The following is a 24,045-nucleotide window of genomic DNA, read 5'->3' as shown; positions in this document are numbered from 1 at the left end:
GCCTCGAACAATCTTTCAAGAAATAGAGATCAAGCGAACAGCTTCGCGAGCGTCCGCAGCTTCGCGACGGTCAAGTCGGGGCTGCGGCGCAAGTTGCGCAAGAGCGCCGCGATATTCGATAGCGTGAACTTGGGCTTCGTGAAGCTAGGTGGCATCGTCGGCCCCCATTGAGCCATCGCTTCTCGGCTGATCGCATGCACGCCCGTTGGCATCTGCGCTGTGAACAAATCACCGTCGCAGTAGTGCTCGTGCTTATCGCCCCATGGGTCCTGCCAGTAATCGAACACCTGACTCCCTAGGATGTGTCGTCCGATGCCCCATGCATGCGTCCAACGCTTGTCGCGCAGCAGGCGCTGCCCGACACCTATCGCATCTGCATCCACGAGTTCGAATGCGCTGTGGCTGTATATCGGTGCGAATCCTTGCGCAAGTGCGAGCGTGTGATGGTCCGCCGGCGTTGCACCGAGGTCGAGTCGCATGAATGCGACAGCAGGAGAACCGTCGGGCAGCACTTGGATGTCGCTCGGAATGAAGCCGAAATGGTGGGTGTACCAAGCACAGGTGGCTTGATAGTCGGCCACCTCCAGCACCACATGCCCAAGGCGAATCACTTCAGGTGCCCCGGCCGGCGGACGCTGCGTATCATTCACTCGGACCGTCGCGTCGACGGAGTTGAACGGCAGCGGCGGGCGGTGCGGCAGCGCGCTAACCGCCGCCTGCCCCGCAATCGCGTCGACACGAAAACCCGACGGATCGACGAGCCGCACTCGATGTCCCCCGCCAGGCCATGGCGATGCTTCGATGTGGGATGCGCCCGATACGCGCGCGAGCTTTTCCAGCGATGCCATACCATCCACTTCGAGCGCGAAGCCGACGAAGCGCGCTTTTTCTGCCCGCTTGATCACGTAGCAGAATGACGTCGCGGCAGTCCCCCGAAGAAACAGGTATCCGTCATCGCGAAACACGGTCCGCATACCAAAGTCGTTGAGAAACTGCTCGGCCTTCTCGAGGTCCGGGCGTTCGAACATCAGATAGGCGAGCGCCAATGCCTTCGTCGTCGGACTCGCGTGGCGGGCCGGTTGTGGGGTGGTGAGTTTCATGCGGAAACCTCAGGCAGACGGTAAGACAATTTGCACAGACGGAGCCAGGGCTTGTGCCGGTGAGCCGAGTAGTTGAAGCGATTCGCGAACGAGACGCATCGATTCGGATGCTGGCCCATCGTGCAGGATCGTTTTGTCGGGGCGCACCACGGCTGCCCAACCGAACGGCGCCACTCGCGGCATGAAGGTGCCGTCCAGGTCCTCCCAACACCCGCTTTCCGCGCGATGCAAATGCTGCCCGCGATGCACGATCTGGATCACCGAGCCGCCGGCGTTGATGAATGCGGCACGCGTGTTCGTATCGAGTGCTATGCCGGCATCGATGCCGAATCCAATCAGCGTTAGGCCCGTGCCGAGCGCATCGTCACTCAGACAAATGGCGGCATCGCGTCCACGCACCCAGCCTTGCGGAAGCACGGCGCCGCGTACGAGCCGGGTTCTGGCCGCACCTTTAATGAACAAACCTCGTCGGAAGACGTTTTTAGGCTTGATCCCGAGTTCGTCGAAATGCGCTCGCAGCGGGGGAACAAGTCGCACAAGTCGCATCAAGCCGTGCGTGAGCAACGCGATTACCGCATTGCGCGGCATGACGAGCTTGCCCATGAACTTCGCGAGGCCGATCATCGCCTTCACGTGAGGGCGGCGCTCTTGATCGTAAGTATCGAGGATGCGAGTACTGGCCCTTCCCTGAACCACCCAAGTGAGCTTCCAGCACAGATTCACCGCATCGCGCAAGCCGGCGACGAGTCCCTGCCCCACGAACGGCGGCGTAATGTGCGCGGCGTCGCCAGCGAGAAAGACGCGTCCTTTGCTGAATGCTTTCACTGTTCTCGCATGAAACCGATAGACGGCCTTGCGCTCGATGAGCATTTCGTCGAGGCCACCCCACGGTGCAAGTAGCTCGCGAACGCGTGCGTCGGATTCCATTTCGCTGCGCGTTTCGCCGGGACGAAGCATGAACTCCCAGCGCTCCCGGGCGCCTGGCGCCACCATGTGCGGTGTGGGCCGACGGTGATCGCAAATGAATTCGACGTGGTCGATGGGACGGCGCACATGACGAGCGTCGACGATGAGCCAATCTTCCGGGAACGTTTTGCCCTTGAATTCCTGACCGATCATTTGCCGCACCACTGAGCTAGCCCCATCGGCGCCAACCACGTAGCGGGCACTGACGCGATGGCGCTGGCCAAACTCATCGTCCAGCAACGCGATGGCCTGAGCGTGCGTCTCCTCCAACGATATGAGCGTGAGACCGAGCGCCATTCGAGCCGCATTTTTTGCGGCGAGTTGCGCGCGCAGGCAACGTTCGAGGTCGGGCTGATAGAAAGTCACGAGTTTCGGGTGTCCGTCCGCACTGCCAAGCGTATTGACTCGACCGAACTCGCCAAGCCACGGTGAACGCATGCGCACGTGCGGTATGGCAATGGTTTCGAAATCGGCGTCCGTCACGCCCGCGAACTGCAGGATTCGTAGCGCCTCGTTATCCAGCGCGATCGCACGTGGCGCCATGAAGATTTCGGTCGCTTTGTCGATGACGAGCACCCGCACCCCGTCGCGCGCCAGCAAATTCGCGACCGTCGCGCCGACCGGTCCACAGCCCACCACGAGTACGTCCACGTGCGACGGCAACGCGAGCGGCATTTGGCGTGGCTCTGCCTTGTCGGCGGGTTTCCTGCCCTCGCTTGCTTGGTTCGTCTGCGCCACCTTACCGTCTCCATTCGTCATACGGAGCGACCGCTTCAAGCCGCTTTTGTGACATTAAAGTCATAACTGATAATTTTGTCAATTTCGATGATGGAAGGTATACTCGAAACACAGTGAGCCTGCTGGATGCCGATGCCCAACCCTCCTCGCCGCACGAAAACGCCGCACGCAGCGGTCGAAGCTATTGAGCCGACTGCCCCCATACGCGAACCGCGCGGGGCTCGACGTAAACGCGAGACACGCATGCGTTTAATGGAAGCGGCGCTCAAATTGATGGCCGACAAAGGCATGGAGGGGGTGGCAATCAACGAGATTACGGAAGCCGCTGACGTCGGCTTCGGCTCGTTCTATAACCACTTCGAGTCGAAGGAGGCGATCCATCTCGCACTGTTGGACTGGGTGTTCGAGGAATTCGCCGACACGCTCGACCGCATTACCGCTGAGCTAACCGATCCCGCGGAAGTCATTTCGGTCTCGATTCGGCATGCGCTGATGCGAGCGAGGCGCGAGCCCGTTTGGGGGCATTTCCTGATTCGGGAAGGGCTTTCGGCACGTGGGCTGAGCCGCGGACTAGGGCCCCGGCTGCTGAGAGACATTCAGAAGGGGATTGGCGCGGGGCGCTTTGCCGCCGACGACCCGCTGATGAGCGTCGTGACGATTGGCGGCGCGGTGCTCACCTCGATTGCGGTCGAGTTGCGCGATGGCGCCAGCAGTACGCCCTTGACTGACATGCTGAAAGCCTTCGGCTACGCGGAGGATCAATTCGCGGAACGGGCAGCCGCGGCAATGCTGCGAACGCTTGGCCTGTCACGTGCCGAGGCGGTAGAAATCGCGAATCGGCTGCTGCCTGTTGATGAGCGCGCTATCGAAAGCGAGTGAGTTGCGGTGGGCTTGCCAACTTGCCGGTTGGCCGAGCACCCCAGCGCTATTTGATCGATTGAATCTGCGCCTGACTCAATTCCCAGATGTGCGGCGGCAAGGGAATGAAATGCACCGCAGCCAACCAAGCCTCGTTATCTTCCGACGGCACGATCGTCCAGAGCAGGAAACGACGCATCGCAGCCGCGGTAGCGGGGTCGGGTTGTTTGGCGGACACCACCGCGTACTCGTAATTCACGAGCGGATAGGACCCGCTGGCGGGCGCGAACACCAGCGTCAGGCGCTCGTCGGACGGCGTGCGCGCGTCGAGCGAAGCGGCACCCGCCATAATCGTATCTTTGGTGGGCAAGACAAATTCGCCAGCTCCATTCTTCAGCGCTGCAGTACCGATCTTCGCTCGGGCGATATCGTTGCTATAGCTCACGCCCACATAACCGATCGAATACGCTGTCGACTGAATCGCCTTCACCATCCCCGCATTGCCCACGGCCATCATGCCGCCAGGCACATTGGGCCATGAGATCGTCGTACCGTATCCGTGATCGCTCTCCCACGAAGGGGTCGAGAACGTCAAGAACTGTGTGAACACGAAGGTATCGCCGGAACCCTCCGCGCGCCGAATCGGCACGATCGCGTGGTGCGGCAATGAAACACCCGGGTTGAGCGCCGCGATTTGCGATGCATCCCACGAGCGCACGGCCCCCGAATAAATACCCGCAAGCGTCGGCCCATCGAGCTTCAGATGAAGCGCGTTCAGGCCCGGCACGTTGTAATTGATCGTCTGCGCGGCGATCGCCAACGGTACATTGATGATATGCGGATGTTGCCGGATCTCGGCATCCGACATATAGGCATCCGAAGCACCGATATTCACCCTGCCCGCGATCACCTGCTGGATTCCAGCCTCGGAGCCGGACGCGCCGATGTTGATGTGAACATCGGGATGCGACTTGGCATATTGCGCAATCCACGTAGTAAAAAGCGGATACAGGAGGGTCGAGCCTGTCTCGTTGAGCGTCGTCTCTTGCGCGAAACCGGGCGCGCTAGCTAGCATCGCGATCATCGCCATGCCAAGCCTCACTCCTGCAAACGTGCGCCACCGCAACCAGAAAACCTGCCTTTTATGCCGGTAAGCCATGCGCGTCTCCATCACCTTAGGGAAGCCACTGCGTCGATTGCCTGCCTCATGGCGAGCGCCGATGATTAGCGGCCGATCTCGTCGAGGTTCACCCCATTGGTTTCGATACGGAACACCCAGGTAACCACAGCGCCCAGAATCGAAGTGGCCACGAGGATATAAAGAAGCGGACCGGTGCCGATGCCGGCGAGCAAGATCGGGAACAAAAAGGCCGTGGCGACCGCGCCGATCTTGCCGACCGCCGCGGCGAAGCCTGCGCCCGTTCCGCGAATCGCGGTGGAGAAGACCTCGCCGGCCAGTAGGTAGGTTTGCGCGTTCGGCCCGAGATTGGTCATGAAGTTGAAGATCATGAAGCCCACGAAAATCATGGCGGTTTTCGTCGTGCCATCGAAGCCGTCGGAGAACGACGCGATCAGCAACCCCGCCGCGCAACCGATAAAGCCAATGACTTGCAGCCAGATCCGCCCGCACTTATCCGCAAGCGCAACTGCGAAGATGATGCCAATGATCAGCAAGGTCGTGATCAGCGCAGCGCCCTTCGCGGCGAGGATGTCGTTGAGAATCAGATCGGCGATGCTGCGCACGTGATCAGCCTTGGCGCCAAACGCCGTGGCGAGAATCGTCGGCGTAAAGATACCGATGCCGTAAGTCCCCAGATCCTGCAAGAACCAAGGCACCGAGGCGAAGATCGTCGCGCGCAGGTTTTTCCGTTCAAACAGTGCAAGGAAGCCGCCTTTCTCGTGCTCACCCTTGCCGACGACGACAAACTCGCGCGCAAGAACAATCTCGGCCGGATACTGCGGCGAGCGAACCAACAGCCGGCGCGCGGCCAATTCCGCACGTTCGGTCGCGCCGCGCACGTGCAACCAGTTTGGGCTCTCGGTAATGAAGAAACGCCCGACGGTGACCAGCAATGCAGGGAAAATCGCCGTGCCGTACATCCAGCGCCACGCGTCGAGCGTAGGCGCCATCGACAGCACCAAAAAGCCGATGCCGGTCCCCGCCAACGCCCCCACAGCTTGAAAGGCAAATGCGGCGAGCACCAGCTTGCCGCGGCTCGTGCTTGGAATGCTTTCGGAGATGATCATGTGGGCTGTCGGATAGTCACAGCCAAGCGCCACACCCAAACCGAACAGGCAGACCACGAGCGAGACGAAATTGGTGCAGAAAACCAGCAGCACGAGAAACGCGACGAAGATGACCATCTCGACGATGAACATCCGCTTGCGTCCGAAGTGATCGGACATGCCGCCCAAACCCACCGCGCCAACGAGGATGCCACACAGGCTCGCCGCACTGATAAATCCGTTCTGTGCCGCGTTGATGCCAAACTCCCGCGAGATCAGCGGCAACGCCACCCCCGTCATGAACACGACGAAGCCTTCAAAGAATTTTCCGGCCGCGGCCAGCGACCAGATGCGCCACTGCATTCCCGTCATCGGGATCGAAGGAAGGCGCGTACCGTCTGGCCACATTGGCCGTTCGTCGATGTACTCCTGAACCGACTTGAGCGTCTCTTTTTGCAACTCGCCCGTAGCCGCTGCGTCGCGCATGCGAAAGCTCCTCGTCATGTAATTACCGTAGCGTCGGCAATCTTTATGACGGGATGGTGACGCTCTCCAATGTCGCGCGGATGACAGGTGCCGAGGAAATCGCCGTCCAGTGATCCTGCCGCGGAATAAAGTCCGTCTTGCGGGGCTCGCGACGGGCCGCTGCGTCGCGCATGCGAAAGCTCCTCGTCATGTAATTACCGTAGCGTCGGCAATCTTTATGACGGGATGGTGACGCTCTCCAATGTCGCGCGGATGACAGGTGCCGAGGAAATCGCCGTCCAGTGATCCTGCCGCGGAATAAAGTCCGTCTTGCGGGGCTCGCGACGGCCAAGAACGACGACCTGGATGCTAGCGCAGCCCGTGCGGCGCACGTTGATGGGCAGATGCGCGAACGGGATTTTGACTTCTAAGCAATCATTGCTCCGAGTCAGGGAGCAGAGCGGGAGTATGTCGCCCCCCGCCCGCGGCTAGCCGCCCGTTGCCAGCGTCATCACTCCCGGCGCCAGCAGGTAAAAGCCCACTCCGATGATGATCAGGTAACCCAGCAGGATGAATGTCCACCCCATGTTGTGCCGGATGACCTCGCCTTCGTTGCGCACAAACCGGCTTGTTGCGACGCCCACACTCGTCGTTTGCGGTGCGACCGGCTTCCCTACCTCGGCGCCCACCGAGTTGAGCGACGGCAGGAGCAGGATTGGGAAGCCGAGCAACCGCCCGACTGTCACCTGGAAGAAGCCGAACATCGCGTTGGTTGACGTATTGCTGCCTGAAAGCGCCACACCGATCCAGCCAAGGATCGGGGCGACAATGACGAAGGCGACGCCGATCTTCGAAAATCCCTCGGCAAGCGAGGCGGCCATGCCCGAAAAATTGAAGATATACGCGAGGCCAAATATGAAGACCCCGACGAGGAAGGCGCCCCACATCTGATGCCAGGTGCGGCTGAACGCCTCCGCATAGTGTGCGGGCTTCATGCCGATCAAGAGCGCCGTTATCAGCCAAGCGACGAAGATTGCCGTACCGCCAATAAAAGGTGCGAAGGAAAATACCGCGCCCACCGTGGCGCCCTGGTGAATCGACGACGCCGCCGACACAGAGAGCTTGAGCCATACGATCTTCGGCAGTGGCGACCATGGGCCAGTCCACAGGACAACCACAACGATCAACACGATAAATGGCAGCCATGCTCGCAATACTTGCGCGCGGGTCATTCCGTGCGGCGCGTTGGCGGCTTTGGCGCGATCCGTATCGATCGGCGTTCCGCCGTAGCCAAGCGTGCGTTTCGGGCGCCAGAACTTGAGCAGCACGAACAGCGCGGCAAAGCAGACGATCGAGCCGGTCACGTCTGGCAAATAGGGACCCAGGAAAACCGCGACCGGATATTGCCCGGCGATATAAGCGAGCGAGCCGACCACAGCCAGCGGCCAGCCGTCCCTCAAGCCGGTTCGTCCGGACACGAGATAGATCAATACCCATGGCGGCAGCAATGCAAGTACCGCAACGATATGCGCGACCGAAGCTGACAGCGCCAGTACCGGCAGGCCGGTCACGGCCCCCAGCGCAAGGATCGGTACGCCGAGCGCGCCGTAGGAAACGGGGGCGTTATTGGCGAGCGCCGCAACGCGGATTGCATCGAGATCCGGAATGCCGAGCCCGATGAGTATCGGCGCCACAAACGCCCAGGGATAGCCGAATCCGACCAACCCCTCGAGCAATGCGCCGAAAGCCCACGCAAACAGGATCGTCTGAACTCTCACGTCAGCGGTTCCCTGGGCGGTCAGCCAGCGGCGGAAATCATCGAACACACCCGTGAGCGTCAGCGAGTTGAAGAGCATTACGCCCCAGAAGGTAATCCAGTCGACCGCCCAGATCCCCGTCAGCGAACCATAGACATAAGCCCGTATCCCCGTTCCGAGCGGCATACCCCATACCGCCGCAGCCAGGATAAAGGTGACGATCGCCCCGATCAGCACGGAAAGCCAGGCGGAAAGCCTGAAGACGGCGAGCAGGACGAGGAGAACGACCACGGGCACCAGAGCCAGCAACCAGGATAGGAACAGGTTACCGGTCGGATTGAGGATTTGCTGAAACATGGACCTGACTCCCTCTGATTATTGGCGACGCCAGGAGACAAATGATCACAATGTGATGTGCTTCAAAGTGTAGGAAAAAATTCGCTGAAATGGCCCGACTTTTGCAGAAAATGCAGATGCTGTCTTGTGGCGAGTCCACGTCGAGTCCCAAATCCTGGCATGACGGACAGTAGGCCGGTAGCTGCACGGTATTGCCCGGAGCCGGTCAGCGCCAACCGCAGCGGCGTCACCGCAACCGCAGCGCCTATCGACCGGCGCCTCTACTTCACCCACCACCCTCGCGGCCGGTCCAGCGGTCAACCCTTTGCAGGCGATGCAATCTTTCCCACCATCCGCCCCCATGACGGACTTTATTGTTTCGGAACAATCTGATCCCGGAGAATAAAGTCCGTCTTGCGGCACGTGAGGCGCCGAGAACGGATATCGGTTTTGACCTCGACACACAGCTATGGTGTGGAACGCTCCCCGCCCATGCTCACAATTTTCACTATTTTAGGAATTTTCAGAATCCGCTGAAAGCACGAAATTTAATGAAAATTTGCCTGTAGTTCAAAAAATATGGTATTTTCAGCGAATGCTGAAAGAGCCGAATTTAATGAAACAGGTGGAAGTCCGCGCTGGTGATGCGTTGCAGCGGCTGCTGCGGAACATCCCGATCCTTCAGATCGAAGGTATCGAGACCGAAGCTGTGTCCGGCGATTGGGAGCCGGATTTGATCGCCCGGTTGCTCGTGGACGGCCGTCAACACCTGCTCATTTGCGCGTACAAGTCGAACGGCCAGCCGCGGTACGCCCGTTCCGCCCTGCTGGAACTGCGCAATTACGTCGCACAGCGAGCGCCGTTGGCAACGCCCGTCTTCATCGCGCCCTACATTTCACCCGCGGTGAGGCAGCTTTGCGAAGACAAAGGCGTCGGCTACCTCGACCTGGAGGGAAACGCCCGCATCGCCTTCGGCGGCGTGTTCATTGAACGCATGGTGACGGACAAGCCGGCGGCCGAGCAACGCGAACTCAAGTCGCTGTTCCGGCCGAAGTCGGCACAGGTTCTACGCGCCATGCTGCGCGAGCCAGGCCGTGCATGGCGCGTCACCGAGTTGTCGGAAATCTCCGGGGTCAGCCTTGGGCACGTCAGCAATGTACGCACCGGCTTGATCGATCGGGAATGGGCGCGCGTATCGGACGATGGCCTCGTCCTCTCAAAGCCGGACGCGCTGCTCGACGCTTGGCGAGATAGCTACACCGCGCCGCCAGGTGAGCGGCTTCGGCTCTACACACCCTTACATGGCAGTGCGTTCGAAGACTCGGCCCGCGGCGCTCTGTGCGCCGAAGATGGCCCCGGACATGCCGTCTTCGCCTCTTTTTCGGCAGCGCATTGGCTTGCTCCTTACGGGCGCACCGGCACGCATTACTTCTTTGCCGACGAAGAAGGTCTGCGCACGCTCCAGGCAGCACTGAAGCTCACGCCTGCCTCGAAAGGCGAGAACGTAGTAGTCATCGTGCCAAAAGACTTGGGATTGCTCGCCGACACGATTGAACCTGCTCCGGGCGCGATCTGCACGAGCGCAGTTCAGACATACCTTGACCTCTCCATTGCCGGTGAACGCGGCGCGGAGGCTGCCGAGCACCTGCGCCTACAAAGGCTCTCATGGCCCCAATGACACCCCAGGAACCACAGTCAGCCGCCGAATACGACGACCGGACGACTGCAGCAGTTAAATCCGTGCTGATCGAGATCGGCCAGATCCTCGGCAGCTTCAAGGGCAAGTTCGCCATCATCGGTGGCGCGGTTCCTTGGCTACTGCTGGCCAACGAGGACATGCCGCACGTCGGCACGCTCGACGTGGACGTTGGTCTAGACGCGGAAGCGCTGGGTGAAGGCGAGTACGCAACCTTGGTCGGTGCGCTTCAAGGCCATGGCTACGCCCAGCGCGAGGGCCTTCGGCGCTTCCAATTGGTTCGCCGGGTTCCCGCGCGAGATGGGGGAGAGGCGATCGACGTCGTGGTCGACTTCCTGATGCCGCGTGATGCGGAAATCGTCAGGAATGATCCTCCGTTGGTCCACAACTTCGCCGTACAACGCGCCGATGGCGCGGACCTGGCAATGCGCTTCTACCAACTGGTCGCTGTGGCCGGACCGATGCCGGACGGTGGGACGAATCGCGTAGAGATCGCGGTGTGCTCCATTCCCGCTCTTCTCGCGATGAAGGGCTATGCGCTGGCGGGCCGCTACAAGCAGAAGGACGCCTACGACATCTACTACTGTGTGCGGAACTACCCGGGCGGCCTTGAGGTGTTGGCACAGGAATGCCGACCACTGCTAGGGCATCCGAGTGGGGAACGCGGTTTCCGGCACATCGCCGAGAAGTTCGACACCTTCGATGGCTATGGGCCTACCTGCGTGAGGCGCTTCGTCGAAGACACGCGTGCGCTGGGTGATCGCACCCCCGAGCAGTGGCAGCAGGATGCATTCGGACAGATCGACGCGCTGCTGCGTGCCATGGTGCTGCGGGGTTGAGCCACGCATATGAACGTTCGTTGTGCAGACATCGTCTGCACAATCTGCCCCAGCCGGCCACGTGAGGTCAACGCCCGGACAAGCGCCTCTCGTTGCCCGAATCCGGTCAGCGCCAACCGCAGCGGCGTCACCGCAACCGCAGTGCCAATCGACCGGTGCCTCTACTTCACCCACCACCCTCGCGGCCGGTCCGGCGGTCAACCCTTTGCAGGCGATGCAATCTTTCCCGCCATCCGCCCCCATGACGGACTTTATTGTTTCGGAACAACGTCGCGCTCTCGGCACCGCTGCTCACATACTTACTTGACACCTAAACTATTTACTTCTAAATTTCCTCCATCGACACGCGAGGAGCAACCATGCGCATCGTCTGCATCGGGGGCGGGCCATCCGGCCTCTATTTCGGACTACTAATGAAATTGCGCAACCCTGCGCACGAAGTCTCCGTCATCGAGCGAAACCGCCCCTACGACACCTTCGGCTGGGGCGTCGTCTTCTCCGATCAAACGCTCGAAAACCTACGCACCGCAGACACACCCAGCGCCGAGATGATTCTCGATGCGTTCAATCATTGGGACGACATCGACGTCCATTTCCGCGGGCGCACCATCCGCTCGTCAGGTCACGGGTTTTGCGGCATCGGCCGCAAACGTCTGCTCAATATCCTTCAAGCGCGCTGCGAAGCGCTCGGCGTCGAGCTCGTCTTCGAAACGAACGTCACGGACGACGCCGTTTACGACGCCGACCTCGTCATTGCCTGCGACGGCGCCAACAGCGCCATTCGTCAGAAATATGCCGATACGTACCGCCCCGACATCGACATGCGCGATTGCCGCTTCGTCTGGCTCGGTACGCACAAGCTCTTCGACGCCTTCACGTTCGCCTTCGAAAAAACCGAATGGGGTTGGTTTCAGGCGCACGCCTATCGGTTCGATCAGGACACCTCGACCTTTATCGTCGAAACACCCGAGCACGTATGGCGCGCCGCCGGCCTCGACGAAATGAGCAAGGAGGACAGCATCGCCTTTTGCGAGCGGCTGTTCGCCAAGTATCTCGACGGCCACCCATTGATGTCCAACGCCGTGCATTTGCGCGGCTCCGCACAATGGATTCGCTTTCCGCGCGTCGTCAATCGCGAGTGGGTGCATTACAAGCCGCGCGCCGGCGGCAGCACGACGCCCGTCGTATTGATGGGTGATGCCGCGCATACCGCGCATTTCTCCATCGGCTCGGGTACGAAGCTCGCGCTCGAAGATGCGATCGCTCTGGCCGACAGTATCGACGCGCATCCGCATGATCTACACGCGGCGCTCACGCATTACACGCAAACGCGCAGCGTCGACGTGCTTCGCATTCAGAACGCCGCTCGCAATTCGACGGAATGGTTCGAGCATGTCGAGCGCTACGCTTCGTTCGAGCCCGAGCAATTCGCTTACTCGCTGCTCACGCGTTCGCAACGCATCTCGCACGAGAACCTGCGCGAGCGCGACGCAAGCTACGTTCGCTCATTCGAGCAATGGCTCGCCGAAGCAGCCGGCACGGCACACGAACACAAGCGCGATGCCAAGCATTCGACTCCCCCGATGTTCACGCCGTTTTCCGTCCGCGAGGTCACGCTCAAGAATCGCGTGATCGTCTCGCCAATGGCGCAATACTCGGCCGTGGACGGGACCGTCGGCGACTATCATCTAACGCACCTCGGCGCGCGCGCGATGGGCGGTGCCGGGCTCGTCATGACGGAGATGACCTGCGTGTCGCCCGAAGCACGCATTACACCAGGCTGCCCCGGTATGTATAGCGACGAGCATCGGCATGCATGGCGCCGGATCGTCGATTTCGCCCACAGCATGAGCGATGCGAAGATCGGCATGCAGTTGGGCCACGCCGGTGCGAAGGCATCGACGCGTGTGAGTTGGGAAGGCATCGATCAACCGCTGCCGGACGGCAATTGGCCGATCGTGTCCGCCTCGCCGCAGCAGTATCTCGCAGGCGTCAGCCAGTGGTCGCACGCGGCTACCCACGATGAGCTGCGCGAGATCGAGGCGCAATTCGTGCGCGCCACGCAAATGGCCAACGATGCCGGCTTCGATTGGCTCGAATTGCACTGCGCTCACGGCTACTTTCTATCGAGCTTCATTTCCGCGCTCACGAATCGGCGCACCGACGAATACGGCGGCAGCCTCGAAAATCGTCTGCGCTATCCGCTGCAAGTCTTCAAGGCGATTCGCAACGTCTGGCCGCAAGGCAAACCGATCTCGGTTCGTATTTCTGCAAACGATTGGGTCGACGGCGGCACCACGCCCGACGATGCCGTCGCAATCGCTCGCGCATTCAAAGCGGCGGGTGCGGACATGATCGACGTTTCGTCGGGCCAGGTCAGCAAAGCGGAAAAGCCCGTGTACGGGCGCATGTTCCAAACGCCGTTCGCCGATCGCATTCGCAACGAGGCCGGCATTGCAACAATCGCCGTCGGTGCCATCTCCGAAGCCGATCACGTCAACAGCATCATCGCCGCAGGCCGCGCCGATCTTTGTGCCATCGCGCGGCCGCATCTCGCGAATCCGGCTTGGACGTTGACCGAAGCGGCGAAGATCGGCTATTTCGATGTCGCTTGGCCGAAGCAATACGCCGCGGGCAAGGCCCAACTCGAACGCAACTTCGAGCGCGAGCGTGCAACGCATGCGCCCGCTATGGCAGAGGTCGCGCGATGAACGCAACGGCAAACGCATATTCACTCGACGACATGCACGCCGTCGTCACGGGCGGTGGCAGCGGTATCGGCGCGGCCATTGCCCGTGAGCTCGTCGAGGCAGGCGCGCGCGTCACGCTGATGGGCCGCGACGCGGCCAAGCTCGAAGCGCAGCGCGCCGAGCTCGGCAAGTCGCATGCGATTCACTGCGTCGCGGTCGATGTGACGCAACCCGATGCGGTAGCAGACGCCTTCGCCTCGGCGCGCGATGCGCTCGGCCCCATCGACATCCTCGTCAACAACGCAGGCCAAGCGCAAGCGGCGCCGTTCGGCAAAACCGATCTCGGCTTGTGGCAACGGATGCTCGACGTCAATCTGACAGGCGTATTCCTTTGCACGCAAGCGGCATTGCCATCGATGATCGAACGCGGTTTCGGGCGCATCGTCAACGTCGCGAGCACGGCGGGACAAATCGGCTATCCGTATGTCACGGCGTATTGCGCGGCCAAGCACGGCGTCATCGGCTTGACGCGCGCGCTCGCGCTCGAAACAGCCACGACGGGCGTGACCGTCAATGCGGTCTGCCCCGGCTACACCGAAACGCCGCTATTGCAAACGTCGCTCGATCAAGTCATCACGAAAACGGGCCGCAGTGCAGACGATGCACGCGCGGCGCTGCAGCGCGCCAATCCTCAACGGCGTTTCATCGAGCCCGACGAAGTCGCGCACGCCGTACTGTGGCTCGCCATGCCCGAGTCGGGCTCGATGACGGGCCAATCGATATCGATCTCTGGTGGAGAAGTGATGTGAGCGACCCCGTTCGCGCATCGATGAAGAAAAAGCCCACGCCGCGCGAATCGCGCGTGGAAAACGTCGTCGACCTCGAAATGAGTACGGATGCCGATAGCCATATGAGCCTGCGTCTGTGGCTGCGCCTATTGACGACGACGAATCTCGTACAAACCGAGCTGCGCCGCCGGCTGCGCACCGAGTTCGATACGACACTGCCCCGCTTCGATTTCATGGCGCAACTCGAGCGTCATCCCGAAGGGCTCAAGATGAGCGAGATTTCGCGACGCCTGATGGTGACTGGCGGCAACGTCACGGGGCTGACCGATCAACTCGAGAAAGAAGGGTTCGTCGCGCGCGATGCCGATCCCAACGATCGCCGCGCATTCACGGTACGGCTCACGCCCGCCGGCCGCACGCTGTTCGACAAGATGGCGCAAGCGCACGAGCGCTGGGTCGTCGAGTTGTTCGGCGGCCTTTCCGGCGACGACAAATCGAAGATGCAGCAACGCCTCGGCAAGCTCAAGGCGCATCTGCTCGATTGCCTCAAGAATCAGGATTGATGAGCCGGGGCGAGAAGAGACAAAGCGAAACGCTGCGCGGCATACCGCGACGCAAATTGGATAGGAGAACGAAACAATGACCGATGCTGCACCCACTGCCGACGCGCTGCGCGCGGGCAATCGCACCACGCTCGCCTCGTATGCGCCACGCCATTTCGGATGGCGACTCGAAGACGGTATGGCGACGATCATGTTGAATCGTCCTGAGCGCAAGAACCCTTTGACGTTCGACTCCTATGCGGAACTTCGCGATCTGTTTCGCGCGCTCGCTTACGCGACGGACGTCAAAGTAGTCGTGATCCACGGTGCAGGCGAAAACTTCTGTTCGGGCGGCGACGTGCACGAGATCATCGGCCCGCTCGTCGGGCTGCCGATGCCCGATTTGCTGATGTTCACGCGCATGACCGGCGATCTCGTCAAAGCCATGCGGCACTGTCCGCAACCGATCGTCGCGGCCGTCGACGGCGTATGCGCCGGAGCCGGCGCGATCATCGCGATGGCGTCGGACATGCGCCTCGCCACCGCGCGCAGCAAGCTCGCCTTCCTGTTTACGCGCGTCGGCCTCGCCGGTTGCGATATGGGCGCGTGCTCGATCCTGCCGCGCATCATCGGCCAGGGGCGCGCCTCCGAATTGTTGTTTACCGGTAGAGCCGCGAGCGGCGATGAAGGTTTCGCTTGGGGCTTTTACAACCGCTTGTGCGATCCCGAGCGCTTGCTTGGCGATGCCGGCGAACTCGCTCGCTCGATCGCCGCCGGTCCGACGTTCGCGCACGGCGTCACGAAGAAGATGCTTCATCAAGAGTGGAGCATGAGCGTTGACGAAGCGATCGAATCCGAAGCGCAGGCACAAGCCATCTGCATGGCGACGCGCGATTTCGAGCGTGCCTATCGCGCGTTTGCAGCGAAGACACGCCCGGTGTTCGAAGGGGACTGACATGGCACGCACCCATCGGCATGAGATGCTCGACTGGCCTTTCTTCGAGAAGCGGCATCGCACGCTCGTCACCGAACTCGAAGCCTGGTGCGACGCGCATCGTGCGACGTTTGCGCATGCGGACCCGATCATGTCCGGCCCGCAAGGGCGAGCAAGCGTCGACGAACAATGCCGCCGCCTCGTGCGCGCGCTCGGTGAGGGCGGATGGCTGCGCTATGGCGTCGGTGGCGCCGCATATGGCGGCCACGGGGACACGATAGATACGCGCGCCGTTTGTCTGTTGCGCGAGACGCTGGCCGAACGCTCGGGCCTCGCCGATTTTGCCCTGGCGATGCAAGGGCTCGGATCGGGGGCGATCTCCCTCGCCGGCACCGAAGCGCAAAAGCAACGGTACTTGCCGCGCGTTGCGAGCGGAGAGGCCATCGCGGCCTTTGCGCTTTCCGAACCCGAGGCGGGATCGGACGTTGCCGCCCTTTCGCTCGTAGCTCGCGACGATGGCGATGCCTACGTGCTCGACGGCGAGAAGACATGGATCTCGAACGGGGGCATTGCCGACTTCTACGTCGTCTTCGCACGCACGGGGGAAGCACCCGGCGCGCGCGGTATCAGCGCTTTCGTCGTCGATGCCGACACGCCTGGGTTCACCGTCGCCGAACGCATCGATGTGATTGCGCCACACCCGCTCGCGCGTCTGCGTTTCGAAGGCGCGCGCGTGCCGAAGTCGCAGCGGCTCGGTCCGGCCGGCGAAGGCTTCAAACTCGCGATGCGCACGCTCGATATCTTTCGAACATCGGTTGCCGCGGCATCGCTCGGCTTCGCGCGGCATGCGCTCGACGAAGCGCTGGCTCGCGCATCGTCGCGTCGTATGTTCGGGCAAACGCTTGGCGATTTTCAGTTGACGCAGGCGAAGCTCGCCGAGATGGCGCTCACGATCGATTCCGCTGCCCTGCTCGTCTATCGCGCGGCTTGGATGCGCGATCAAGGCAAGCGCGTCACGCGCGAAGCCGCGCTAGCGAAGTGGCATGCGAGCGAAGGCGCGCAACGCGTTATCGACGCGACCGTGCAACTGTGGGGCGGCCAAGGCGTATGCAGCGGCACGCCAGTCGAAATGCTCTATCGGGAAATCCGCGCGCTGCGCATCTATGAAGGCGCGACCGAGGTGCAGCAGTTGATCGTCGGGCGTGATCTGCTCAAGACATACGCGGCGGCGCAGACCGCGGAGAGCACCGAGAAAATCGGGGACGCGCGATGACAGATCACGCACCGGTCGCGTTCGAGCGCCCCGTACGCATCCGCTTCGCGCATTGCGATCCGGCAGGCATCGTGTTCTTTCCGCAGTATTTGACGCTCACGAATGGGCTCGTCGAAGACTGGTTCACCGACTCGCTCGGCATCGACTATGCCGACATGATCGGCCAGCGCCGTCTCGGTCTGCCGATCGTGAAGCTCGAATGCGAGTTCGTACGGCCCAGCCGGATGGGCGAAACGATTTCGCTCGCGCTGTCGGTAGCACACGTCGGAGGGCGCTCGATACGAATCGGCATCGTCGGCCGCGGTCACGACGGTGTGCGCTTCGTCGCCACGCAGGTGCTCGTCACCACTTCGCTCGAGACAGGCGAATCGATCAGTATTCCTAACGATATTCGTACGGCGCTCATGCGGGCAGTCGCTTCTTCAGCGTCTTCCTCCTCTTCACTCACGACCGAACACGAAGGTGCCTCATCATGAAACGTCCGCTTTTGCCGGCCGGCTGGCCGAAGCCGCGCGGCTATGCCAACGGTGTCGCCGCACACGGTACGCAAATCTATGTTGCGGGACAGATCGGCTGGGACGAAACGAGTCAAATCCGCTCCGATGAGTTTGCCGATCAAGCACGCCAAGCGCTGGCGAACATCGTCTCCGTGCTCAAGGAGGCCGGCGCACGCCCCGAGCATCTCGTCAGAATGACGTGGTACGTGACCGACAAACGCGAATACCTCGCGGCATCGAGGGACATCGGTCAAGCGTTCCGCGAACTGATCGGCGACTACGACATCGCCATGAGCGCGGTGCAAGTCGCCGCGCTCATCGAAGACCGAGCAAAAGTAGAAATCGAAGCCACCGCCGTGATACCAGACTGACCCGGAGCGAGTCATGGAACCGTCTGCCCATGTCGATACGTTTGCGCGAGACCATCTGCCGCCGCAAGATCAATGGCCCGTCTTGCTGCTCGATCATCCCGACGTCGCCTACCCCAAGCGTTTCAACTGTGCGACGGAGTTGCTCGACGCCACGATCGCAGCCGGGCTCGGCGATCGCGTAGCGATCTGGTCGGAGATCGACGATGCGCCGCAGGGCACGACGTACCGCGAATTGCGTGCGATCGTCGATCGCTGGGCCCACGTGATCGTCGAAGACATGGGCCTCGTGCCCGGCAACCGTGTGCTGCTGCGCGGGCCCAATACGTTGCAGATGGCCGCCGCGCTCCTTGCCAGTTTGAAGGCGGGACTCGTCGTCGTACCAACGATGCCGCTGCTGCGTGCGAAGGAACTCAAGCAGATCATCGACAAAGCAAAGATCGGCGCCGCGCTGTGCGATGCGCGGCTCATCGACGAGCTGAACCGATGCCGCGATAGGAACAGTGAGTTTTTCTGCGCCGATCTCGCCGACGTGCGCGTGTTTCATAGCGATGCGCCCGATGCAATCGAATCGCTGGCCGCGGCAAAATCGGCTGAATTTTCCGCCTGCGATACGGCGGCCGACGACGCCTGTTTGATCTCGTTCACGAGCGGCACGACCGGCGCGCCGAAAGGCTGCATCCATTTTCATCGCGACGTGCTGGCGATGTGCGATCTGTTTCCCCGTCACGTTCTGCGGCCCACCGAGGCGGACGTCTTTTGCGGCACGCCGCCGCTCGCGTTCACGTTCGGCCTCGGCGGGCTGCTGTGTTTCCCGATGCGGGTGGGCGCCTCCACCGTCCTCATCGAAAAGCTCACGCCTGAAACGCTGCTGCGCACCGTGGAGCGTTTTCAAGCGACCACGATGTTTACGGCGCCGACGTTTTATCGTCAAATGGCACCGCTCGTATCCCGCTTCGACATCGCGAGCTTGCAGAAAACCGTATCGGCCGGCGAAGCGCTGCCCGATTCGACACGCGAACTGTGGCGCAAGACGACCGGCATCGAGATGATCGACGGCATCGGCGGCACGGAGATGATTCATATTTTCATTGCTTCCGCCGGCGATGAGGTGCGCCCTCACGCGATCGGCAAGGCCATCCCCGGCTATGTGATCGAAGTCGTCGACGACGAGATGCGCCCCGTTCCCGCCGGTACCGTCGGCAAGCTAGCGGTGCGCGGGCCGACGGGATGCCGTTACCTAGCCGACGAACGGCAAAAGAAGTTCGTGCGCAACGGATGGAATCTGCCGGGGGACGCCGTTTATGTCGATGCGGACGGATACGTCTTCTATCAGGCACGCGCCGACGACATGATCGTCTCCGCCGGCTACAACATCTCCGGGCCCGAAGTCGAAAGCGTGCTGATGCAGCACGAGGCCGTCGCCGAATGCGGCGTCATCGGCGCACCCGATGAAGAGCGCGGGCAAGTCGTCAAAGCGTTCGTCGTCGTGAAGCCCGGATACGTGGCCGATGACGCGCTCGCCGCGCAATTGCAGACGTTCGTCAAGCAGACGGTCGCACCGTATAAGTATCCGCGCGTGATTCAGTTCATCGATGCGTTGCCGCGCACGGAAACGGGCAAGATCAAACGTTTCGCACTCCGAAGCATGTGATCCAAAGGCAAGCGTTTACATCTGCTTGAACAAAGAGGCATAGGCGCGACTGACGGGCAGTACCGCGTCATGACCAATCAGATGGATGCGCATCCGCCCGAGTAGGTCGCGCTCGATTCGATCGATCGAGGCGTAGGCGACGATCACGCCGCGATGAACCTGCGTGAAGCGGTCGCGATCCAGCCGCGGCAGCAACTCTTTGAGCGGCGTGCGAATCAGATGACGCTGGTCGACCGTCACGGCTTCGGTGTATTTGTCGGTGGCTTGAAAGAAGAGCACGTCGTCGATCGAAACGAGCTTCGTGGTGTCTTTTACGCCGACGGTCAGCCATCGAATCGGTGAGGTGTCCGCTGCGAGGCTGGCCGCCAACGCTGCCGCATCAGCCGTTGGCACACCATGGCGCTGCAAGCGCGCGATGCATCGCAAGAGACGTTCGTCCGTAACCGGCTTGAGCAGATAATCGATCGCCGACGTTTCGAATGCCTCCACTGCGTGAGCGTCGTAAGCGGTCACGAATACCACGCGCACGCCCGCCGCGAGTTGCGCGACCTTGAGCCCATCGATGCCGGGCATGCGGATGTCGAGAAACGCGAAATCGGGGCGTTTCTCGTTGATCTGAGCAAGGGTGTCGACACCATCGCGCGGCATCGCCACGATCTGCAACTCGGGCCAGAAGCGGGTCAGACGCGATGCAAGCTCGGCCGAGAGATTCGGCTCGTCGTCGGCAATCAAAGCAGAAGGCATGTCAGCGAATGGGAATCGACAAGCTCGCGGTCACGCCCCGCGCGGCGTTGGCGTTCGCTGCGACGGATACTCGTCCGCGTTCGCCATATAAGCTGCCGAGACGGGCGCGCACGTTCGAGAGCCCCACGCCACCATGCAGCTTCGTACCCTGGCCGAGACCCACCCCTGTATCGATCACGTCGAGCACCAACATGTCGTGCTCCTGGCGACCCACGATGCGAATCTCTCCGCCTTCGATCGACGGCTCGATGCCGTGCAGCAGCGCATTTTCAACAAGGGGCTGCAAAAGCAGCGGTGCCAGCGTCGATTGGCGCAGCGGCTCGGGCACGTCGATCGTGTAACGCAGCCGGTCGCCTAGGCGGATCGTTGCAATATTGAGCAGCGCTTGCACGAGTTCGAGTTCATCGTCGAGCGTCGACGCGGTATTGCGCGTCCGACTCAAACTCGCCCGCAAATAGCGATTGAGGCTATCGAGCATCGACGCGGCTCGACTCGGATCGCGTTCGATCAAGCTTTGCACGTTGGCCAACGTATTGAACAGAAAATGCGGCTCGATCTGCGCTTGCAGGAGCGCAAGACGGGCTGCCGTCTCCGACTGCCGCAACTCGGCCGCTTCGCGGCGTTGCGTCTCGAGCGACGCGCGCATGCGCATGGCCCGCACCGAAATCACGATGAACGAACACGCCGCACCGGCAACCAAGAACGAGGGGCCATAGTTGAGCCATGCGTCGATACCCGTTCGTCCGATCAAATGCGGCACGCCGCCGACGGTCGAAGCCGTGAACTCCACGCCGATGACGACGCTGGCCGCCGCGACTAGCAGCACCTTCGGGATCGTTCCGAACCCGCTCGGGCCGGCCATGCCGAGCAGCATGCTCAGGATCATCGCGCTAAACCCGATTGCGTTGGATACGACGAGATACGACAACATCGGATTGCTGCGATGGCCGATCCAAAACGCTAGGCCAATGACGCAATTGAACACGAGGATCGAAACGACCGACGCCGCGCGGCGAGCGAGCGTGCCGAAGCGGGGGCGCGAACCATCGGCATGCGACGGGATGGGAGAGTTGGGCTCGCTATACATGGTGTGCGATTCGGGTGTCGCCAAAAAACGAAACCGACGAGAGACGATGCGCCGACTTTACACTGTCCTTCGCCCCGTCCGCACAACGTGCGACGAGCAGCGCTCGCATGCGACGAACGGTCGAACGAGGCGACGAACGTCAGCCGCCCCTACGCCATTGCTTCAACTCGCGCGCAGTGCCGTCGCAATCGGCTGGCGCGCCGCGCGGATCGCCGGCAGCAAGCCGCCGAGCATGCCGATCGTGCACGCGAGAAAAACGCCCGATACGAGCAGCGAAGCGGTCACCGTCAGATGAAATACGACCTGCGTAAAGCCTGCGCCGAGCGTATTGACGGTATTCCCGTTGAAGAACACCCAAGCGGCCGCCGACCCGATCACGCTGCCCACGATCGCCAGCAACAGCGATTCCACGAGCACGGAAACGACGATCGGCGCACCGCTGAAGCCAATCGCCCGCAGCGTCGCAATTTCACGCGTGCGCGCCGAGACGGCTGTATACATCGTATTGAGCGCACCGAAGCAAGCGCCGAGCGCCATGATGCCGCCGACGAAATAGGCGAGCAGATTCAGCAGCTTCGACAGATTGCGCGATTGCGCCGCGTAATAATCGACCTCCCGTTGCACGCTCACTTTCAGCGTTGGGTCCGTCGTCAAAGCCGCTTTGAAGCGATCGAACGCCGCCGCCGAATCGAGCATCACGGTGACCGACTGAAAACCGTTGCGGCGATAAGCCGACAGTACGGTCTCGACGTCGCCTTGCAATTCCGACTCGTGCGCATCGCCGCCGCTTTCGAAGATACCGACGACCGTCCATTCGGAATTGCGAAACGCGATGTGGCTGCCGATCTCGAGCCCCTTGAACTGGGCAAGAGCCGATTTGCCGACGATCAGTTCGCGCACCGCGGGGCGGAACATACGGCCCGCGATCAAATGCATCTCGGGGCGCAGCTTCATCGCATTCGCACCTACGCCGCGCAGCGTAACGTTCGCATCGGCGCCGTCCTTCTTCTGCGGCAGCGCGACGATCACGACGGCGTCGGCCGAGGCGATCGGTCGTCCCGCTTCATCCTTGCGAACGCCCGGCGCATCCATGATCGTCTGCGCGTTGTCGCGGTCGATCGTGCTTTCGAGTTCCGCTTGCGAACCCGCGCGCAGCACGATCGCGCGATCGTCGCGCGCCGTGCCCTTGAGCGTGCGCTGAAAACCCGCGGCCATCGCAAGCACCGACACCATCACCGCAACCGTCACGGCGATGCCGATCACGATGACCCACGCGGTGCCGATACGCTGCGGCAGGCTACGCAGATTCATCGACGTAACTGCAACGATTTGCTTGATCATGAGCGCAGCGCCTCCACGATGACGAGCCGCTTAGCACGCCAAGCGGGAACGATCCCTGTTGCCGCGGCAAGCAGCGCAGCCATCAGCACACCTTCAGCGATCACCGCCGCCGGCATTTTCACGACACCGAGCGTGTTGCGCAGCAACGGGAAGAGCAAGTCGGCCAGCCCCAGGCCCAGCAGCGCCGCGACCACGCACAGCGTCAGCGATTGCACGAGCACGAGAACGAGCATGCGCGTATCGCTGAAGCCGAGCGTCTTGAGTACGGCCAACTCCGGCACTTGCTCGCGCACGGCCTGCATGACGGTACTGCCGACGGCGAACAACAATGCAAAGAAGACGGCGAACAAGATGTACGTGACGATCAGATTGATGTCGCCGATCTGCTTCATGAAGGACTGCTGAAACTCCTTCTCGGTTTGCGTCTTCGTTTCGTCGGGCGAATTGGCGAAATGCCGATCGATCTCCTGCGCCACCTGCGCCGATTTCGACGGGTCCTTCAACACGACGATGTACCAGCCGACGGTCCCCTTCGCAAAGCTACGCGCCTCGTCGAAGTACTTGTAGTTGAAGAACATCGCGTCTTCACGCGAGCGATCGCCGGAATCTTGGTAAATGCCGACGATGTCGAAATCCCAGTCGGAATTGCCGTCGGCCGCCTTCACCCAGATCGTCGAATGCAGGGGAATGTGATCGCCGATCTTCCAGCCGTATTTCTTCGCCAGGCCGGCGCCGATAATGGCGCCGTCGCGTGTGTGCTCGAGCGCCGTCAATTGGTCCTGAGGAATCTGAAACTCGGGGTGGGCGGGAAACTCGAGTTCAGGCTCGACCGGGAAGGCGGCAATGAAGTTCTTCGGGTCCTGGTAATAAGGCCCGAACCACGATTCGTGCGATACGCGCTCCACCCCCGGCAAAGCCGCGAGCTGCTGCAGGTAAGCGTAGGGCAGGCTCTCCGTGATCGAGATCTTGTTCGTCACGATCAGACGGTTCACGTTGGAGTTGTCGACCGTTTGCTGAAACGCGGCATTCACGCCTTGCAACATGCCGAACAGCAAGAACGCGATCAGGATCGAGAGCAGGGTCAGCGACGTGCGCACCTTCTTGCGCCAGAGCATCGCCCATATCAGCGGAATGAATTTCATCGCA

Annotated in this window: 20 protein-coding genes; 11 read left to right on the top strand and 9 right to left on the bottom strand. The window is 61.5% G+C overall.

The window, feature by feature from the left end; all coding sequences use genetic code 11:
- Positions 1 to 29: 29 nt before the first annotated feature.
- The gene (locus tag J3485_RS27685; RefSeq protein ID WP_206957755.1) at positions 30 to 1,100 is read right to left on the bottom strand and encodes a VOC family protein; all 1,071 of its coding nucleotides are present in this window, start codon (positions 1,098 to 1,100) and stop codon (positions 30 to 32) included.
- 9 nt (positions 1,101 to 1,109) lie between these two features.
- Positions 1,110 to 2,741, bottom strand: a complete 1,632-nt coding sequence (locus J3485_RS27680; protein WP_206958452.1) for a bifunctional 3-(3-hydroxy-phenyl)propionate/3-hydroxycinnamic acid hydroxylase — start codon at positions 2,739 to 2,741, stop codon at positions 1,110 to 1,112.
- Positions 2,742 to 2,936: 195 nt separating this feature from the next.
- Here J3485_RS27680 and J3485_RS27675 point away from each other — a divergent pair, with 195 nt between their 5' ends.
- On the top strand, positions 2,937 to 3,683 hold the full coding sequence (locus J3485_RS27675; protein WP_206957752.1) for a TetR/AcrR family transcriptional regulator: 747 nt from the start codon (positions 2,937 to 2,939) through the stop codon (positions 3,681 to 3,683).
- 46 nt (positions 3,684 to 3,729) lie between these two features.
- Here J3485_RS27675 and pstS read toward each other — a convergent pair whose 3' ends face one another.
- The 3 genes from pstS to J3485_RS27660 all read right to left on the bottom strand — a co-directional run bounded on the left by pstS (position 3,730) and on the right by J3485_RS27660 (position 8,467).
- Entirely contained in the window at positions 3,730 to 4,752 is a 1,023-nt protein-coding gene (pstS, locus tag J3485_RS27670; RefSeq protein ID WP_206957750.1) for a phosphate ABC transporter substrate-binding protein PstS, read from the bottom strand.
- A gap of 134 nt (positions 4,753 to 4,886) precedes the next feature.
- Positions 4,887 to 6,374, bottom strand: coding sequence for an MFS transporter (locus tag J3485_RS27665; RefSeq protein WP_206957748.1), 1,488 nt, complete (start codon positions 6,372 to 6,374; stop codon positions 4,887 to 4,889).
- Between the two features lie 467 nt (positions 6,375 to 6,841).
- Complete coding sequence (locus J3485_RS27660; RefSeq protein WP_206957747.1) at positions 6,842 to 8,467, bottom strand: L-lactate permease; 1,626 nt, start codon at positions 8,465 to 8,467, stop codon at positions 6,842 to 6,844.
- A 574-nt stretch (positions 8,468 to 9,041) separates the two neighbouring features.
- Between J3485_RS27660 and J3485_RS27655 the strand changes: the two genes are divergently transcribed.
- From J3485_RS27655 to J3485_RS27610, 10 genes are all read left to right on the top strand, one after another.
- Positions 9,042 to 10,124 carry a hypothetical protein gene (locus tag J3485_RS27655; RefSeq protein WP_206957746.1) on the top strand — a complete coding sequence of 361 codons (1,083 nt, stop codon included), beginning with the start codon at positions 9,042 to 9,044 and terminating at the stop codon, positions 10,122 to 10,124.
- The gene (locus tag J3485_RS27650; protein ID WP_206957745.1) at positions 10,112 to 10,981 is read left to right on the top strand and encodes a hypothetical protein; all 870 of its coding nucleotides are present in this window, start codon (positions 10,112 to 10,114) and stop codon (positions 10,979 to 10,981) included. Before J3485_RS27655 ends, J3485_RS27650 begins: the two co-directional genes overlap by 13 nt.
- 359 nt (positions 10,982 to 11,340) lie before the next feature.
- Entirely contained in the window at positions 11,341 to 13,692 is a 2,352-nt protein-coding gene (locus J3485_RS27645) for a bifunctional salicylyl-CoA 5-hydroxylase/oxidoreductase (RefSeq protein ID WP_206957744.1), read from the top strand.
- A complete protein-coding gene (locus J3485_RS27640) occupies positions 13,689 to 14,480 on the top strand; it encodes an SDR family NAD(P)-dependent oxidoreductase (protein ID WP_242538954.1) in 792 nt (263 codons plus the stop codon). The genes J3485_RS27645 and J3485_RS27640 overlap by 4 nt, the downstream gene beginning before the upstream one ends.
- A gap of 20 nt (positions 14,481 to 14,500) precedes the next feature.
- A complete protein-coding gene (locus J3485_RS27635; RefSeq protein WP_206958450.1) occupies positions 14,501 to 15,022 on the top strand; it encodes a MarR family winged helix-turn-helix transcriptional regulator in 522 nt (173 codons plus the stop codon).
- A gap of 76 nt (positions 15,023 to 15,098) precedes the next feature.
- Positions 15,099 to 15,956, top strand: a complete 858-nt coding sequence (locus J3485_RS27630; RefSeq protein WP_206957743.1) for an enoyl-CoA hydratase family protein — start codon at positions 15,099 to 15,101, stop codon at positions 15,954 to 15,956.
- Position 15,957: 1 nt separating this feature from the next.
- A complete protein-coding gene (locus tag J3485_RS27625; RefSeq protein ID WP_206957742.1) occupies positions 15,958 to 17,208 on the top strand; it encodes an acyl-CoA dehydrogenase family protein in 1,251 nt (416 codons plus the stop codon).
- Complete coding sequence (locus J3485_RS27620; RefSeq protein ID WP_206957741.1) at positions 17,205 to 17,684, top strand: acyl-CoA thioesterase; 480 nt, start codon at positions 17,205 to 17,207, stop codon at positions 17,682 to 17,684. The genes J3485_RS27625 and J3485_RS27620 overlap by 4 nt, the downstream gene beginning before the upstream one ends.
- A complete protein-coding gene (locus tag J3485_RS27615; RefSeq protein ID WP_206957739.1) occupies positions 17,681 to 18,076 on the top strand; it encodes a RidA family protein in 396 nt (131 codons plus the stop codon). Before J3485_RS27620 ends, J3485_RS27615 begins: the two co-directional genes overlap by 4 nt.
- A gap of 13 nt (positions 18,077 to 18,089) precedes the next feature.
- Positions 18,090 to 19,727, top strand: a complete 1,638-nt coding sequence (locus tag J3485_RS27610) for an AMP-binding protein (protein WP_206957737.1) — start codon at positions 18,090 to 18,092, stop codon at positions 19,725 to 19,727.
- 15 nt (positions 19,728 to 19,742) lie between these two features.
- Here J3485_RS27610 and J3485_RS27605 read toward each other — a convergent pair whose 3' ends face one another.
- From J3485_RS27605 to J3485_RS27590, 4 genes are all read right to left on the bottom strand, one after another.
- Entirely contained in the window at positions 19,743 to 20,471 is a 729-nt protein-coding gene (locus J3485_RS27605; protein WP_206957736.1) for a LytR/AlgR family response regulator transcription factor, read from the bottom strand.
- A 1-nt stretch (position 20,472) separates the two neighbouring features.
- Entirely contained in the window at positions 20,473 to 21,558 is a 1,086-nt protein-coding gene (locus J3485_RS27600; protein WP_206957734.1) for a sensor histidine kinase, read from the bottom strand.
- Positions 21,559 to 21,720: 162 nt separating this feature from the next.
- Positions 21,721 to 22,899 carry an ABC transporter permease gene (locus J3485_RS27595; RefSeq protein ID WP_206957732.1) on the bottom strand — a complete coding sequence of 393 codons (1,179 nt, stop codon included), beginning with the start codon at positions 22,897 to 22,899 and terminating at the stop codon, positions 21,721 to 21,723.
- Positions 22,896 to 24,041 carry an ABC transporter permease gene (locus J3485_RS27590; RefSeq protein WP_206957730.1) on the bottom strand — a complete coding sequence of 382 codons (1,146 nt, stop codon included), beginning with the start codon at positions 24,039 to 24,041 and terminating at the stop codon, positions 22,896 to 22,898. The genes J3485_RS27595 and J3485_RS27590 overlap by 4 nt, the downstream gene beginning before the upstream one ends.
- Positions 24,042 to 24,045: the final 4 nt, after the last annotated feature.

Source organism: Trinickia acidisoli (assembly GCF_017315725.1).
Lineage (GTDB): Bacteria > Pseudomonadota > Gammaproteobacteria > Burkholderiales > Burkholderiaceae > Trinickia > Trinickia acidisoli.
The sequence above is the reverse complement of the archived record's forward strand: the minus strand, read 5'-3'. Positions and strand labels throughout refer to the sequence as shown.